Below are 16477 nucleotides of genomic sequence, written 5' to 3' on the forward strand. Positions count from 1 at the left end.
ATGAAAAAAATACTTTTACTTCTACTTTTAATCACCTTCTACTCATGCGGACCAAGAAGACTCGGTTGTGGACCAAGAGGATGTGACATTAATATTGAAAAGGAAAATTACAACATTAATCCTATAAAAAATCCTGAAGCAAGAACTTCAGGATTAGTATAATTTAATATAGTAAGTAATTCTAAGAAACAGCTTTTAATCGTTGTAACATGTTTTTGTTCAACGTGTGTTCTGCATAGCTTTTTTCGATGTGTAATACTTTTTCATCTGAACTTGGTAAATCATACATGGCATCGGTTAGAATGGCTTCGCACAATGAACGCAATCCACGAGCACCTAATTTATATTCTAATGCTTTATCTACGATATAATCCAACGCCTCTTCTGAAATTGAAAAGGCAACGTCGTCCATTTCAAACAATTTTTTGTATTGCTTAATCAAGGCATTTTTAGGTTCGGTAAGAATTGCTCGTAATGTTTCTCTGTCTAATGGATTCATATAGGATAAAACCGGTAAACGACCAATAATTTCGGGAATTAATCCAAAATCTTTGATGTCTTTTGGAATGATGTATTGCATCAGATTATCCTTATCGATTTGATCCAAATTAGCCGAAGCACTATAACCTACCGCTTGACGATTTAATCGTTTTGAAATAATTCGTTCGATTCCATCAAAAGCTCCGCCTGCAATAAAAAGGATATTTTGTGTATTTACTTCAATAAATTTTTGATCAGGATGTTTTCTTCCTCCTTTTGGTGGAACATTCACTACAGTTCCCTCTAATAATTTCAATAATGCTTGCTGAACTCCTTCACCAGAAACGTCTCTAGTGATGGATGGATTATCGCTTTTACGGGCAATTTTATCAATTTCATCAATAAAAACGATTCCTCTTTCGGCTTTTGCTACATCATAATCGGCTACTTGTAATAAACGGGTTAAAATGCTTTCCACGTCTTCACCAACATAACCTGCTTCGGTTAAAACTGTTGCATCAACAATTGTGAGAGGCACACCTAACATTTTGGCAATGGTTTTGGCAACTAACGTTTTTCCTGTTCCGGTTTGACCTACCATAATGATGTTGCTTTTTTCAATTTCAACTTCATCATCATGATTTTTTTGCATCAATCGCTTGTAATGGTTATAAACTGCAACAGACATTACCTTTTTGGTTTGGTCTTGACCAATTACATATTGATCTAAAAACGCACGGATTTCTTTCGGTTTTTTAAGTACCAAATCGCCCAATCCATGAGAGTGTTTGCTTTGCTTTAGTTCTTCTAAAACAATGCCGTGTGCCTGATCGATACATTTATCACAAATGTGAGCATCGATTCCGGCTATTAACAAATTTGTTTCGGGTTTCTTTCTTCCACAGAAAGAACATTCCAACATTTCTTTGGCCATAATTTATGGTAATGGGTTATAGGTTTAAGGTAATTGGTAAAAAACGATTTCCTACAACTATTTTCTTCTTAACACTTCATCAATCATCCCGTATTCTTTTGCTTCATCGGCAATCATCCAATAATCGCGTTCCGAATCTTGGTACACTTTTTCGATGGTTTGACCGGAATGGTTGGCAATGATTTCGTACAGTTCATTTTTCAATTTCAACATTTCTTTCAAGTTGATTTCCATATCGGTTGCAACTCCTTGAGCTCCGCCCGATGGCTGGTGAATCATCACTCTTGAATGCGGTAACGCAGAACGTTTTCCTTCTGCTCCGGCACATAATAAAACAGCTCCCATAGAAGCGGCCATACCTGTACAGATTGTGGCCACATCAGGCTTTACGTATTGCATTGTGTCGTAAATTCCCAATCCTGCATACACGCTTCCACCGGGTGAATTGATGTAAATTTGAATATCTTTAGAAGCATCAACACTTTCTAAAAATAATAATTGTGCTTGAATAATATTGGCTACATAATCATCCACTCCTGTTCCCAAGAAAATAATTCTGTCCATCATCAAACGAGAAAAAACGTCTAGTTGTGAAACATTCATTTGACGTTCTTCAATGATGTAAGGGGTCATTCCGCTTACAATTTTATCGTAGTACATGCTGTTAACACCATGGTGTTTTGTAGCAAATTTTTTAAATTCTTTTCCGAAGTTCATCTTTAAAATAGGCTAATTTTTGTTTGCTCTTTTAAACGTAAAAGAGCGTCAAATTGACATTCGACGCCCAAATATACTACTTTTTTTGAAAATACTTATTCTCCGTACATTTCTTTAACGAACTGTTCGTAGGAAACTTCTTTTGACTTTGCTTTTACTTTCTCTTTAAACAACGCTATCATTTTCTCACTCATCACTTGTTCTGATAATCTTCTAACTTCATCTTGGTTAGAAAGTACGCGGGCTACGATTCCGTCAATGTCTTCCTGCGTAGGATTCATTTGACCAAATTGAGCCATTTGTTTTTTGATTAATTCTGACGTAAACGCTTTTAAATCTTCAAAAGTGATTTGTAAGTTATTCTCTGTCATTATCTTACCTTCAATCAATTGGTAACGAAGACCTCTTTCTGATTTCGCAAATTCTTCTCTTGCTTCTTCTTCTGTCAATTGCTTTTCTCCTGAATTTTGTAACCATTTAATTAAAAATTCTGATGGTAAATCAAATTTTGTGCTTTCTAATAAAAATTCAGTTACATCATTTAAAAACTTTTGATCGGCTTGTTGAACGAATTGTTTTTCAGCATCTTCTTTGATTTTGGCTTTTACACCATCAACCGAAGTTACATTTCCTTCTCCGAACAATTTATCAAATAATTCTTGATTTAATTCTGCTTTTTCGCTGGTTGTAATTCCTTCAATTTTTGCCGAAACTTCAATATCCAAACCATGCACTAAATCGTGATCTACTTTTAAATAATCCATTAATTTATGGTCATCGTCAAATAAACCTTTGGTTCCAATTTCTACTACATCACCTACTTTTTTACCAATGAATTTTTTGGCTGCTTTTTTATCTTTAACAACATCCAAAGAAATTGAAGTTGTATTGTTGATTCCGTTTGCTTCGTTTGTAAATGTTACATTCAAATCGTCGCCTTCTTCAACAGTGTCTTTTGAAATTAATTTTCCGTATTGTTTTTGGATTCTCTCCACTTGATCATTCAACATTTTATCATCGGCTACAATTGTATAACTGGTGATGTTGTTTTTTGCCGATAAATCAACTGTAAATTCCGGTGCCAAACCTAATTCGAAATCGAAAGTAAAATCTTCCTTATCCCAATCAAAATCTTGGGTTACTTTTGGAAGCGGATTTCCTAAAATATCTAATTTTTCTTCAACTAAATAGTTGTTTAAATTTTCTTGTAAAACTTTGTTTACTTCTTCCAACAAAACTGCTTTTCCGTATTGTTTTTGGATTAAACTCATTGGCACAGCTCCTTTTCTAAATCCAGGAATCGAAGCGTTTTTTCGGTAATCGGCCAATACTTTTTCTACTTTAGAAGCATAATCATTTTTGGAAACCGCCACGGTAACCACCGCATTCAAAGCGTCCACATTTGTTCTTGTGATATTCATGTCTATTTATATACTAAAATTGGGTGGCAAAAGTACAAATTTTTCGCCACCCAACCAACAGTAATAACTTGAATTTTAACAATTCAGAGTTGTTATTTATCTTCTCCCGCAGTTAATTTATAAACAACCGATTGAAATATCGATAAAATAATACTGAAAAATAATGCTGTCCAAAATGATTCTACATGAAAGCCACCAACAATATTGCTACATAATAAAACAATAAACGCATTGATTACTAGCAGAAAAAGTCCCAAAGTTAGGATTGTTACCGGCAATGTAAACAAAATAATTATCGGCTTAATAAATAAGTTGAGTAAGCCCAAAATAATGGCTACATAAATTGATTGAAGATAACTTTCAACCGTTACTCCCGGTAAAAAATTTGAGATTAACATTACTAATGCAGCAGTGATAAGAATTCGAAGAAGTAAACCCATAAAGCTAAATTTTTATTAAAATTACAAAAAAAAAGTAAAAAACAACATTTTTAATTAAATTTGTAATTCATTAACTTTTATTTAAACTAACATGAAAAAATTATTACTTTCTTTTTCTTTATTGGCTTCAGTTATTGGTTCTGCTCAAATTCTTACACAAGACTTTGAAGAAGAAACATTTCCTCCAACTGGTTGGACAACTGCAACGCTAGTACCAAGTAGACCATGGGGACTTACTACAGATTATCTTGTAGAAACTCAAGAAGTTTTTACAATTACTGGAAATAGATCCGCTATTATTGGATGGATTGCACAAGATAATGAGGCTCATTTAACTAGTCCAGTATTCAGTTTGGTTGGTTATTCCGATGCCACAGTTTCTTTTAATGCTAGAGTTGGCTATGAATATATGGTTGACCCGTTTCCAGGAGGTGACCTTTTATTTCAAGTAAGCACAAATGGTACAGATTGGACTGATTTATGGGTTGAAGAAGATTATGGTGTTTATGAAGATTATGAAACATTAGCAATTTCGTTAGATTTAACTCCTTATGTTGGTCAAGCAACAGTACAAGTAAGATTCCTATATTCTGCTAATGATGCCGACTCGCTTTCGGTGGATGATGTACTTGTAGATGGAACACTTGGCATTAGAGATGTATTATCTTCTAACTTCGCTACTTCTCCAAATCCAGCTAAAGATACTATTACACTAACAAACTCAGGTAGCAATGTTATAACTAGCGTTTCTATTACAGATCTTAACGGAAGAACTATTAGAACAATTGATGCAAACACAAATTCAAACATTCAAATTAATGTTAGTGATTTAAATTCTGGTGTTTACTTCATGAGTATTGATACTGAAGCTGGAAAAGCTGTTAAAAAGTTTATCAAAAACTAAGAATTATTTATAAATTCTATTTAAAATCCCCGTTAATTCGGGGATTTTTTATTTTAGAAAACGAATTGTTAGATCAAAAAACAGTTGCGGATTTTCGGCATGCAACCAATGACCTGCGTTCGGAATTGTTTCAAACTCAGCTTTTGGAAATTGATTTTTAATTGCATCAAAATCTTCATCTAAAATGTATCTTGAATTTCCACCTCTAATGAATAACGTTGGCTTATCGAAGTGTGATTCTTCCGGAAGAGCTTTCCCAACTTGTTCAATTTCTGTATTAAAAACATCCAAATTAAATCGAAATGCCAATTGTCCGGGTTCTTTCCAATGTAAACTTTTCATCAAAAATTGACGAGTTCCAAAGTCTGGAATGAATTTCTTCAAAATTTCATCTACTTCATTTCTTTCGGGTTTTAATGAAAAATCAACTGCATTTAATCCCTCTAAAATGTCTTGATGGTGCGGACGATAATATTTCGGACCAATATCGGCAACTATTAAATTATCAATCAATTCCGGATGATTTATTGCTAAAAACATCGCTACTTTTCCTCCCATCGAATGACCAATAATATCAATTTTTTCTAATTGATGAAAATTGCAATACGCCAAAATATCTTGGGACATTACGGTATAATTAAATTCATCCGAATGAAAACTTCGCCCGTGATTTCGCAAATCGAGCATATGAACTTGAAAACCTTGCTCGGCAAATTGTGTACCGAGCGTTTTCCAATTATCAGACATACCTAAAAAGCCATGAAGTATAATCAGTGGTTTTCCCTCTCCTTCAATTTTAGAATATAACATTTGAATTTATTTTGATTAAAGATTGAAAAAAAATCTATTTAAGTTTATGCAAATACATATTCACCACATTTTCGATTCCCAAATAAAGCGATTCGCAAATGAGAGCGTGACCGATGGAAACTTCCAACAAATTAGGAATATTTTCTTTGAAAAATTGAATATTATCCAAACTTAAATCGTGACCGGCATTCACACCCATTTCGAGTTGATTGGATAAAAATGCAGCATCAACATACGGCTGTATTCCGGCTTTGTTTCCTAAACTGTATTGATGTGCAAATTCTTCGGTGTATAATTCAATTCGGTCTGTTCCGGTATTTTTTGCACCTTCAACCATCGATAAAACCGGGTCGACAAAAATGGAGGTTCTGATGTTATTTCGTTTAAATTCCTGAATCACTTCAATTAAAAAATCTTTGTTTTTGATGGTATCCCAACCGGCATTTGAGGTTAGAGCATCATCGGCATCAGGCACTAAAGTCACTTGAGTAGGCTTTACTTCCAACACTAAATCGATGAATTTTTGAACCGGATTTCCCTCAATATTAAATTCTGTATAAACAATCGGTTTCAAATCGCGAGCATCTTGATAGCGAATGTGACGTTCGTCCGGACGAGGATGAATCGTGACTCCGTGAGCCCCAAAACGCTGCACATCTTTAGCAACTTGCACTACATTTGGCATATTTCCGCCTCTTGAATTTCGAAGTGTTGCAATTTTATTGATATTTACGCTTAACTTTGTCATATTAAAAAAATTAATTTAAGAATCTGATTGCAAAAATACAAAGTTAAAGAACCTCAATTGTCGTATTTTTTGATTATTTTGCAACGAAATTAAATGGCTATGTTAGAAATAACGAACTACATAAATAATGATTTTAAACCATTTGACGGAAAAGAAACCATTGAAAACATTCAAGATTTTTTTGCCGATTTAACTTTTTCACACTTTCCGGTGATTGAAGAAGGCATCTACATTGGTAGTATTGCTGCAGATGATGTTATTACATTTGATAATCATAAGTCGGTTATTGAATACCGCTATACTTTAGAAGGTTTTTTTGCCCGAAACAATATGATATGGTTGGATGTTTTGGAAGTATTTGCACAAAATCACACCAATTTAATTCCGGTTTTAGACGAGCAGAACAAATATTTAGGCTATTATGAATTAAATGATATTGTTCAATTTTTTGCAGAAACACCTTTTTTGAAGGAACAAGGCGGAATAATTATCGTGAAAAAACCAACAATTGATTTCTCCATGAGCCAAGTTGCACAAATTATTGAAACCAATAACGGAAAGATTTTAGGAATTTTTATTTCTGAAGCTAATGCAGAATTTGTAGAAATAACGATAAAATTGTCGCTTGGCGGAATGAATGAAATTATTCAAACTTTCAGACGATACAATTATGAAATCGTTTCGGAACATCAAGAAGATAATTACTTGAACAATTTGAAAGAACGTTCAGATTATTTAGATAAATACTTAAATATCTAAGCATGAAAATTGCCATTTTCGGACAATATTATCAAAACGATACGCGACCAATTATCAAAGACATTTTTGTTTATTTGAATCACAATCATGTTGAATTAGTGATAGAAGAAGCCTTTTTGAAAATTTTATATGCCGAAGAAATTCTGAAAAAAGAATACAAAACATTTTCAACTTACAAAGATTTAGATAACAGTTTTGATCTTTTAATAAGCATTGGTGGCGACGGAACAATTTTGAGAGCCATTACGTATGTACGGAATTCCGGAATTCCTATTTTGGGAGTTAATGCGGGACGATTAGGTTTTTTAGCAAAAGTTCAAAAAGAAAATATTGAGTTGTTTTTGCAATCTATTTTAAATAAAAATTATACCGTTTCCAAAAGAACGTTATTAAGTTTAGAAAGCAGCCCAAAAAACACAGAAATCAAAGACATTAATTTTGCTTTAAACGAAATTTCTGTTAGTAGAAAAGACACCACTTCTATGATTACGGTTGAAACCTACCTAAATGGAGAATATTTAACTTCGTATTGGGCAGATGGCTTAATCATTTCTACACCAACAGGATCAACGGGCTATTCGTTAAGTTGCGGCGGACCGGTTTTAACACCGGATGTAAAAAGCTTAGTCATCACACCTATCGCTCCGCACAATTTGAACGCAAGACCATTGGTTATTCCTGATAAAACAGAGATTATATTAAAAGTTTCCGGAAGAGAACCACAGTTTTTAGTTTCGTTAGACAGCAGAATTGCAACGATGAATAACGAAACCGTTTTAACTATCAAAAAAACACAATTTAAAATTAACATGGTTGAAATTCAGGATGAAACGTTTCTAAAAACCCTTCGAAACAAATTATTATGGGGAGTTGACAAAAGAAATTAAGTCATTTTTAAAAAAAATAAAGCTCTCCAACTATACTACCGCCCTTTTATTTCCGTTTTTTTTGAAATTAATTTGTGATAAATCGCAATTATTTGACTGTAAACTAGTCATAATTGTTATATTTGCACGCTATTTTAAAATAGATGAATAGAATAAAGATTGCATTATTTTTTACGCTCATTTTTGCCGGATTAAATGCCCAAATTAACGAAATTGGTATTTTTGTCGGTGGAGCAAATTATATTGGTGATGTTGGACCAACTACTTATATTGCACCGAACGATGTTGCTTTAGGAATTATTTATAAGTGGAACCGAAGCACCAGACATTCCTATCGATTTAGTTATACCTATGGTAAAATTTCATCAAATGATTTGGATTCTGATGTTGCAGACAGAAATTTAAGAGGTTTCAATTTTAAAAACACCATTCATGAAGCTTCGGCCGGAATGGAATTTAATTTTTTTGAATTTGATTTACATAGCATGAAACCGCAATTCACACCTTATGTTTATACTGGGTTGAGTTATTTTGCATACAAAGAATTGTTTTATTTAGACAATCAAGCAACAGAAGATTATCAAAAAGGAACATTAGCCATTCCAATGATTGTTGGTCTAAAAGCAAGATTAGCGAGAAATTTTATAGTTGGTCTGGAAGCTGGAGCACGTTTTACGTTTACCGATAATTTAGATGGAAGTAATCCAAAAAACGAAAACCTATCTTCTTTGCAATTTGGAAATATAAACAGTAAAGATTGGTATATGTTTACCGGATTTACGTTAACCTATACATTTGGAGAAAACCCATGTTTTTGTCCGGAATAAAATGATTTTAGAAGAACACATAAATAAAGACAATTTACCAAAACATCTTGCTATCATTATGGATGGCAATGGTCGTTGGGCAAAACAACAAGGAATGCTCCGAGCGTTTGGTCATGAAAAAGGCACCAAATCGGTGAGAGAAACGGTTGAAAACTGTGCAAAACTTGGAATTGAAAACCTTACCCTGTACGCTTTTTCAACTGAAAATTGGAATCGTCCAAAATTAGAAGTAGATACTTTGATGAATTTATTAATAAAATCATTGAAAAAAGAGTTGAAAACACTTCAAAAAAATGAAATTAAACTAAATTCTATTGGCAATTTATCGCTTTTACCTAGCACTGCACACAAAGAACTTTTAGAAGTAATTAACAAAACCAAGGAAAATAAACGAATGACTTTAACACTCGCTTTGAGTTACGGATCCAGAGAAGAGTTGGTTTCCGCAATAAAAACCATAAGTGATAAAGTTAAAAATAATATAATTTCGCCAGAATCTATTGATGAAACAATTATTAATCAACATCTTTACACACACAATCTACCCGATGTTGATTTATTAATCAGAACCAGTGGAGAGCATCGTATCAGTAATTTTTTGTTATGGCAAATTGCCTATGCAGAATTATATTTTACAGATGTGTTATGGCCGGATTTTAGAGAACAACATTTATATGAAGCTATTATTAGTTATCAAAAAAGAGAACGTAGGTTTGGAAAAACAAGTGAACAAATTAAATAGAAAAAACGTGTTGAGAAACATTACGTCATTTTTTGCAATACTTTTTTTAGGAAGTATTTCTCAGTTAAAAGCACAAGAAGCTGCACCATACGAAAGAGGTTCCCAATACATTTTAGGAGGCGTTGAAGTAACGGGAAAAATTACTTTTAACGAGCAAACGGTAGTAACCTTTTCTGGATTAGAAAAAGGTCAAAAAATCATTGTTCCTGGTGAAGAAATCAGTACAGCTATCAAAAAATTAGGAAAATTAGGTCTGTTTAGCGACATTGATATGTATATCAACAGCATCAAAGGAGACACCATTTTTTTAGAATTAAATATGGTAGAACTTCCTAAATTAAATGAAGCAAAAATTCAGGGATTAAAGAAAAACAAAGCTGAAACTTTACTCAAAGAAATAAACTTAACAAAAGGCAAAGTTGTAAACGAAAATTTAATTACCACAACCAAAACTACTATTGAAAACAAGTACAAAAAAGACGGCTTTTATAACACCAAAGTAGCCATTAATACCATTCCTGACACCACAAGTGGAAACGAAGTAAAAATGGTTATTAATGTTGATAAAGGCACCAAAATAAAAGTTTCAAGCATAGACATAGAAGGAAATGAACAAATAAAAGACAGCAAATTACGAGCAGCCATGTCTAATACCAAAGTTAAACTATTTGGAAGATTTTGGAAAGGGTCTAAATTTATCAAAGACAAATACAAAGAAGACCTTGTTAGCATGATTGACAAATACAAAGAAAAAGGTTTTCGTGATGCAAGAATTATTTATGATAGTGTAACTTTTAATAACAAAAAGAACACTGTAGATATTAAAATAAAAGTTGAGGAAGGTAGAAAATATTACTTTGGTGATATTAAGTTCTTAGGTAACACAATCTATACAGACGAAGGTTTAAGTCGTGTTTTAGGAATTAAAAAAGGTGAAACATACAATGGTGTAATGCTTCAAGAACGAATCGCGAACAAGAAAAATCCGGAAGCAAATGATATTACCAATTTGTATCAAAATAATGGATATTTGTTTTCTACAATCAATCCGGTAGAAGTTCGAACCGCAAATGACACTATCGACTTTGAAATAAGAATTTTAGAAGGACCGCTTGCCTACTTTAATAAAATTACAGTTGTTGGAAATGACAAAACTAATGACCATGTAATTTATCGTGAACTTCGCACAAAACCTGGTCAAAAATATAGCAAAGAAGATTTAGTACGAACAATTCGTGAAATTGGTCAATTAGGATTTTTTGATCCTGAAGCAATCGATCCAAAATTCAAAAATGTAGATCCTGCTGCAGGAACAGTTGACATTGAATATAATCTTGTTGAAAAAGGTTCGAGTCAAATTGAACTTCAAGGAGGTTACGGAGGCGGTGGTTTCATAGGAACACTTGGTTTATCTTTTAATAATTTTTCGGCTAGAAATATTTTTAAGAAAGATGCGTATAAACCACTTCCAATGGGTGATGGCCAACGCATGTCACTACGTTTACAAGGAAGTTCATTTTTCCAGACCTATAGCTTAACGTTTTCTGAGCCATGGTTGGGCGGAAAAAAACCAATACAATTTTCAACATCATTATCGCACAGTAAACAATTTTTAAATAATTTTCAAACAAGAGATGTTGACAGAAGTAGAAGTTTTAACATTACATCACTTTCTGTAGGTATCGCAAAAAGATTAACAGTGCCGGATGATTTCTTCGTATTATCTCAATCGCTGAGTTTTCAATACTATGATTTAAATAATTACAATACCGGATTATTTAAATTTGGAGACGGATCTGCCAGAAATTTAGCTTACACCGTTGGTTTAACAAGAAATAACAAAGGGGTTAATCCAATTTTCCCGGTTTACGGTTCAGAATTTTCTATTACAGCAAAATTCACTCCTCCTTATTCATTGTTCAATGGAGTTGATTATGAAGATTTAAAAAATCAGAAAGAATATAAACTTAGAACAACTCAAGAAACAAATGACCCTGTAACTAATGATATTATCCCAATTGGCACTTTAATTGATGAAAATGGATCTCCTGTTTCAGAGGAAAATTTTGCAGATGCTACTGTTGATCAAAGTAAAGTAGACCAAAAAAGATTTAACTGGTTAGAATTTTATAAAGTAAAATTAAAAGTTGATTGGTACACAAAAATAGCCGGAACAAATCAAAATGCATTAGTTTTTAGAACTTTAGGCGAATTTGGATTTATGGGAGCCTATAACAATGAAAGAGGATTAGTTCCTTTTGAACGTTTCTTCCTTGGAGGAGACGGTTTAGCAAACTTTGCCCTTGACGGAAGAGAAATTATTCAGCTAAGAGGTTATCCAAATCAATCATTATCAGACACTGATGGAGGCACCATCTATAACAAATTTACCATGGAACTTCGTTATCCAATAACATTAAAAGCAGCCGCTTCAATTTATGTTTTAGGATTTTTGGAAGCCGGAGCCTCTTTTAATAGTTTCCAAGAATACAATCCTTTTAAACTACAACGATCTGCCGGAATGGGACTTAGAGTTTTCATGCCTGCCTTTGGATTATTAGGAATTGACTTTGGTCACGGCTTTGATGCAGTACCTGGTCAAACAGTAAAAAATGGTTGGGAGACACATTTTATCATCGGACAACAATTTTAATTGTTAATTTCTGTTATATTTACATGATAATTTTAAAGAATATGAAGAAATTAGTTTTTTTATTGCTTTTAACACTATCCGGAGTCGCCTCAGAGGCACAAACCAGAGGTGTTAGAATTGGTTATATTGATATGGAATACATACTTCAAAATGTTCCGGACTACACAGAAGCAAAAAACCAATTAGAACTTAAAGCACAGAAATGGAAGCAAGAAATTGAAACCAAACAAAATGAAATTAATGCTTTTAAAGAAAGTCTTACTAACGAAAAAGTACTTCTAACAAAGGAATTAATTGAAGAAAAAGAAGAGGAAATCAAGTTTCTTGAAACAGAACTCATTGAATATCAACAAAAAAGATTTGGCCCGAACGGTGATTTAATCGTGCAAAAAGCTGTACTGATTAAACCTATACAAGACCAAGTTTTTACAGCCGTCCAGGATTTAGCTGAAGCTAAAAAATTTGATTTTATTTTAGACAAATCTTCCGATTTAACAGTGCTTTTTGCTGCAAAACGACACGACATTAGCGACCAAGTAATTCGTTCGTTAACCCGTGCTTCTAAACGCGAGCAAATGAGCAAAAAACAACTCAAAGAATTAGAAGAAAAAGAACGAATTGAAGATTACAAAGACGATAACAATCCTGCTTTAGAAGAACGTAAAAAAATTCTTGAAGAACGCAAATCAAAACGAGATAGCGTTGTGGAAGCACGTAAAGCACTTGCCGCTCAAAAGAAAAAAGACTTTGATGACAAACGTGCAAAATTGAAAGAAGAACGTGATGCTAAAAAGAATGGCACAGTTTCTGATAAAGATGTAAAAGAAGAAGAAAAAACAGTTGATAGTAATTCTTCTACTGAAGAAAGAAAAGAAGGAAACTCTGAAATAGAAAATGCAAAACCAACGGCTGAAGAAATAAAACAAAAAGCTGAACAGGAAAGACAACAAAAATTAGACGACAGAAAAAAACAAATTGAAGAGCGTAAACAAAAAATATTAGCCGATCGTGAAGCTGCTAAAAAAGCAAGAGAAGAAAAACAAAACGAAAACAAAGAAAAACAAAACGAAAACAATAATTAATAATAACTAGAAATGATGAAACAATTGAAAACTTTATTTATTGCGACTATTTTATTCTTCAGTGCAAGTCAAACAGCTACTGCACAAACTAAAATAGCACATGTAGATACAAATGAGTTGATTACCAAAATGCCTGCTATGATTGAAGCTCAAAAACAATTAGAAACACTTAGCAAACAATATGATGCAGAATTTAAAACAATGGCTGATGAATATTATGCTAAATTGAAAAAATATGATGAAGAAGCTGCAAATGTTACTGAAAAAGTAAATGAAGAAAGAGCTAAAGAAGTGCAGGATATGGAAAAAAGAATCAGAGACTACAGAGAAACTGCTCAAAAAGAGTTACAACAAAAAGAATCTGATTTGGCAAAACCATTAATGGAAAAAATTAAAGCTTCTATTGCTAAAGTTGGAAAAGCAAAAGGTTTCAACTATGTAATTGATGTTAACTCTGCCATCTTTGCAGACGGAACAGATTTAACTTTAGATGTAAAAAAAGATTTAGGTTTCTAAAAAATCTAACAAAAAATATAAAAACTGCTCACCCAAACTAACGGGAATTGAGCAGTTTTTTTTATTTTTGAGCTATGATAAATTCAGCACCCATCGGTTTATTTGACTCTGGCATTGGCGGAACTTCCATTTGGAAAGAAATTCATACTTTACTGCCAAATGAAAACACTATTTATTTAGCAGATAGTAAAAATGCACCGTACGGACAAAAATCAAAAGATGAAATTATTGCTCTTAGCAAAAAAAATACTGAATTTTTATTAAATCAAAATGCAAAACTAATTGTGGTTGCTTGTAACACTGCCACCACTAATGCCATAGATGAGCTTAGAGCAAGTTATGACGTTCCGTTTATCGGAATTGAACCAGCAATTAAACCTGCTGCAAAAAGCTCTGAAACACACACTATAGGCATTTTGGCAACTAAAGGAACTTTGAGTAGCGAATTGTTTAGCAAAAGCGTTTTGAATTATCCAACAACAAAAATTGTTGAGCAAGTTGGTTTTGGTTTAGTTCAACTGATTGAAGAAGGCAAAATGAATTCAAAAGAAATGACTCTTTTGCTAAAAAGCTATTTGGAACCAATGGTGAAGGAGAATATTGATTATTTAGTTTTGGGATGTAGCCATTACCCCTACTTGATTCCTCAAATAAAGAAAATAATTCCAAAACATATTAAAATAATAGATTCAGGCGAAGCTGTAGCCCGTCAGACGAAGAATGTTCTGATGGAGACCAATTTATTAAGTAATGACAAAAAAAGCTCGCAAATCTTCTATACCAATCACAATCCGATGGTTTTAAAATCGATTCTAAAAAATAAATACCAAGTAATTGAAAAAGACTTTTAGAACTATTCGTCTTTAAACCATCCAGAATACATCACATAATTATTTGAAATTCGATCAATTTCTCCTGCAAAATCCGATTGATTAATGTCTTTTACTTTTTTTGCAGGTACACCAGCATAAATAGCTCCTGATTCTACATGTGTGTTTTGGGTTAAAACAGCACCCGCGGCTATAATAGAATTACTTTCTATTACACAATTATCCATTACAATTGCTCCCATTCCGATTAAAACATTATCGTGCACCGTGCAACCGTGAACAATAGCATTATGCCCTATGGAAACATTATTGCCAATAATGGTAGGATGCTTTTGATACGTGCAATGAATTATTGCACCATCTTGAATGTTTACCTTATTTCCAATTTTAATAAAATGAACATCACCACGCAGCACGGCATTAAACCAAATGCTGCACAAAGAACCTAGTTGCACATCGCCAACAATAGTAGCATTTTCTGCCACATAACAATCACTTGGAATAACAGGAGATTTCCCGTTTACAGATTTAATTATCATAGTTAAAAAAAATCCCGACAAGAGCCGGGATATAATTTATTAATTAATAGCAGGACAATTACATTGGTATTTGTCTCGTTTGCAGAATAAATTCATACCTAATGTGATTTGGTGGAAACCAGCATTGTCAAATCGAACATTACCAGCCAAATAAGAATAGGTATAAGCAAACATAAATTGCTTGTAATTTACACCAACTATTGGTGTGAAATATTGCAGACGTTGATCATTAACACTATTACCTTCTACATATTGTGCTCCATCAAAACTTCTTCTATAAGACAAACCTCCCCAAATTTTACCAAAATCTACATTCTTATAAACTTTTAAATTCAAGTCAATTGATTTCTCTTTTGTTTCTTCCACTAATTGAAATAATATGGAAGGCTCCCATTGCAAGCGGTCGCTATCTCCAAAAACATAACCTGCACTCAATAAGAATTTTCTTAAATTGTCTGATTCAAATTCGGTATAAATTTCACGTCTAACATTTGCTATTGCGTTTTTTACCGTAAAGTGAGCATAAAATTCTAAGTAATTATAAGATGCTCCCAAATCTAAATTGAAATAAGAATCTTTTTGATAAATACCTCCAATGATTGGATCAAAAGGTTGATTATCTATAAAAGATGTTTCGTCTAATTGACTTTGAACTAATGCTCCACTAATACCAAACGATAACTGATTCAAATCAATTTCACTTCTAGAGAACATGATATGGTGAGCATAGGTAAGCTTAATTCCTTTTTGTGAATGATACCCGTTTCTATCCGAAAACAAAATCGCACCAACTCCAGATTTTTCTCCAACCCCGGCATTAAAACTCACGGTACTCAAACTAGGTGCGTCTTCTTGACCAAACCATTGTGCTCTACTGGTCACTCTTAGTTTTGCACAATTGGCAGCTCCTGCCATTGAAGGGTGAATAAGGTAATAATTATCTGTTAAATAATCTGAATATACTGCTATTCCCTCTTGCGAATATGAAAATTGCGAAATAAACAATAGTAGTAGTAAATAAGATTTTTTTAAATTAAGATTTAGATTCATGGGGTTTCTATCTTTTTAATGAAAAATGTGCTTTAAATGTTCTATTTTGACCGTTTTCCAGGTACTCAATTGTAAACCAGTAATCGGTTGATGGGAGGTTTTGACCGTTGAATGTTCCATCCCAACCTTGGCCTGCCG

The 16477-nt window shown here is 33.1% G+C and carries 19 protein-coding genes; 10 read left to right on the plus strand and 9 right to left on the minus strand.

Annotated elements, in window-relative coordinates; all coding sequences use genetic code 11:
* Entirely contained in the window at positions 1–162 is a 162-nt protein-coding gene (locus tag AC23MC_RS15245) for a hypothetical protein (protein ID WP_487569207.1), read from the plus strand.
* A gap of 19 nt (positions 163–181) precedes the next feature.
* Here AC23MC_RS15245 and clpX read toward each other — a convergent pair whose 3' ends face one another.
* From clpX to AC23MC_RS15265, 4 genes are all read right to left on the minus strand, one after another.
* Positions 182–1414, minus strand: a complete 1233-nt coding sequence (gene clpX / locus AC23MC_RS15250; RefSeq protein ID WP_291092215.1) for an ATP-dependent Clp protease ATP-binding subunit ClpX — start codon at positions 1412–1414, stop codon at positions 182–184.
* Positions 1415–1471: 57 nt separating this feature from the next.
* Positions 1472–2131, minus strand: coding sequence for an ATP-dependent Clp endopeptidase proteolytic subunit ClpP (clpP, locus tag AC23MC_RS15255; protein WP_487569208.1), 660 nt, complete (start codon positions 2129–2131; stop codon positions 1472–1474).
* A 95-nt stretch (positions 2132–2226) separates the two neighbouring features.
* Positions 2227–3552 carry a trigger factor gene (gene tig, locus AC23MC_RS15260; RefSeq protein WP_487569209.1) on the minus strand — a complete coding sequence of 442 codons (1326 nt, stop codon included), beginning with the start codon at positions 3550–3552 and terminating at the stop codon, positions 2227–2229.
* A gap of 92 nt (positions 3553–3644) precedes the next feature.
* On the minus strand, positions 3645–3992 hold the full coding sequence (locus AC23MC_RS15265; protein ID WP_487569210.1) for a phage holin family protein: 348 nt from the start codon (positions 3990–3992) through the stop codon (positions 3645–3647).
* Between the two features lie 91 nt (positions 3993–4083).
* Between AC23MC_RS15265 and AC23MC_RS15270 the strand changes: the two genes are divergently transcribed.
* Positions 4084–4896, plus strand: coding sequence for a T9SS type A sorting domain-containing protein (locus AC23MC_RS15270; RefSeq protein ID WP_487569211.1), 813 nt, complete (start codon positions 4084–4086; stop codon positions 4894–4896).
* 48 nt (positions 4897–4944) lie between these two features.
* Here the strand turns inward: AC23MC_RS15270 and AC23MC_RS15275 are convergent, their stop codons facing one another.
* Both AC23MC_RS15275 and AC23MC_RS15280 read right to left on the minus strand, forming a co-directional pair.
* Positions 4945–5706, minus strand: coding sequence for an alpha/beta fold hydrolase (locus AC23MC_RS15275; RefSeq protein ID WP_487569212.1), 762 nt, complete (start codon positions 5704–5706; stop codon positions 4945–4947).
* Positions 5707–5740: 34 nt separating this feature from the next.
* Positions 5741–6454: a pyridoxine 5'-phosphate synthase gene (locus AC23MC_RS15280; protein ID WP_487569213.1), complete on the minus strand. Its 714-nt coding sequence runs from the start codon at positions 6452–6454 to the stop codon at positions 5741–5743.
* Positions 6455–6553: 99 nt separating this feature from the next.
* On the opposite strand from AC23MC_RS15280, the gene AC23MC_RS15285 reads away from it, so the two are divergent.
* From AC23MC_RS15285 to murI, 8 genes are all read left to right on the plus strand, one after another.
* The gene (locus tag AC23MC_RS15285) at positions 6554–7213 is read left to right on the plus strand and encodes a CBS domain-containing protein (RefSeq protein ID WP_487569214.1); all 660 of its coding nucleotides are present in this window, start codon (positions 6554–6556) and stop codon (positions 7211–7213) included.
* A 2-nt stretch (positions 7214–7215) separates the two neighbouring features.
* Complete coding sequence (locus tag AC23MC_RS15290) at positions 7216–8100, plus strand: NAD kinase (protein ID WP_487569215.1); 885 nt, start codon at positions 7216–7218, stop codon at positions 8098–8100.
* A 143-nt stretch (positions 8101–8243) separates the two neighbouring features.
* Positions 8244–8927 carry a type IX secretion system protein PorG gene (porG, locus tag AC23MC_RS15295; RefSeq protein WP_487569216.1) on the plus strand — a complete coding sequence of 228 codons (684 nt, stop codon included), beginning with the start codon at positions 8244–8246 and terminating at the stop codon, positions 8925–8927.
* Position 8928: 1 nt separating this feature from the next.
* Positions 8929–9669 (plus strand): undecaprenyl pyrophosphate synthase, encoded by a 741-nt coding sequence (gene uppS, locus AC23MC_RS15300; protein ID WP_487569217.1) that lies wholly within the window; start codon positions 8929–8931, stop codon positions 9667–9669.
* Positions 9602–12322, plus strand: a complete 2721-nt coding sequence (locus AC23MC_RS15305) for a BamA/OMP85 family outer membrane protein (RefSeq protein ID WP_487569218.1) — start codon at positions 9602–9604, stop codon at positions 12320–12322. Before uppS ends, AC23MC_RS15305 begins: the two co-directional genes overlap by 68 nt.
* 41 nt (positions 12323–12363) lie before the next feature.
* The gene (locus AC23MC_RS15310) at positions 12364–13404 is read left to right on the plus strand and encodes an OmpH/Skp family outer membrane protein (protein ID WP_487569219.1); all 1041 of its coding nucleotides are present in this window, start codon (positions 12364–12366) and stop codon (positions 13402–13404) included.
* Positions 13405–13419: 15 nt separating this feature from the next.
* The gene (locus AC23MC_RS15315; protein ID WP_487569220.1) at positions 13420–13920 is read left to right on the plus strand and encodes an OmpH/Skp family outer membrane protein; all 501 of its coding nucleotides are present in this window, start codon (positions 13420–13422) and stop codon (positions 13918–13920) included.
* A 74-nt stretch (positions 13921–13994) separates the two neighbouring features.
* Positions 13995–14771 carry a glutamate racemase gene (gene murI, locus AC23MC_RS15320; RefSeq protein WP_487569221.1) on the plus strand — a complete coding sequence of 259 codons (777 nt, stop codon included), beginning with the start codon at positions 13995–13997 and terminating at the stop codon, positions 14769–14771.
* Between the two features lie 2 nt (positions 14772–14773).
* Here the strand turns inward: murI and AC23MC_RS15325 are convergent, their stop codons facing one another.
* The 3 genes from AC23MC_RS15325 to AC23MC_RS15335 form a co-directional block, all read right to left on the minus strand.
* Complete coding sequence (locus tag AC23MC_RS15325) at positions 14774–15289, minus strand: gamma carbonic anhydrase family protein (RefSeq protein WP_487569222.1); 516 nt, start codon at positions 15287–15289, stop codon at positions 14774–14776.
* Between the two features lie 39 nt (positions 15290–15328).
* The gene (locus AC23MC_RS15330) at positions 15329–16339 is read right to left on the minus strand and encodes a PorP/SprF family type IX secretion system membrane protein (RefSeq protein WP_487569223.1); all 1011 of its coding nucleotides are present in this window, start codon (positions 16337–16339) and stop codon (positions 15329–15331) included.
* A 7-nt stretch (positions 16340–16346) separates the two neighbouring features.
* On the minus strand, positions 16347–16477 hold a 131-nt coding region (locus AC23MC_RS15335), incomplete at its 5' end, for a T9SS type B sorting domain-containing protein (protein WP_487568691.1).

The organism is Flavobacterium sp. T50_26, from assembly GCF_057652995.1.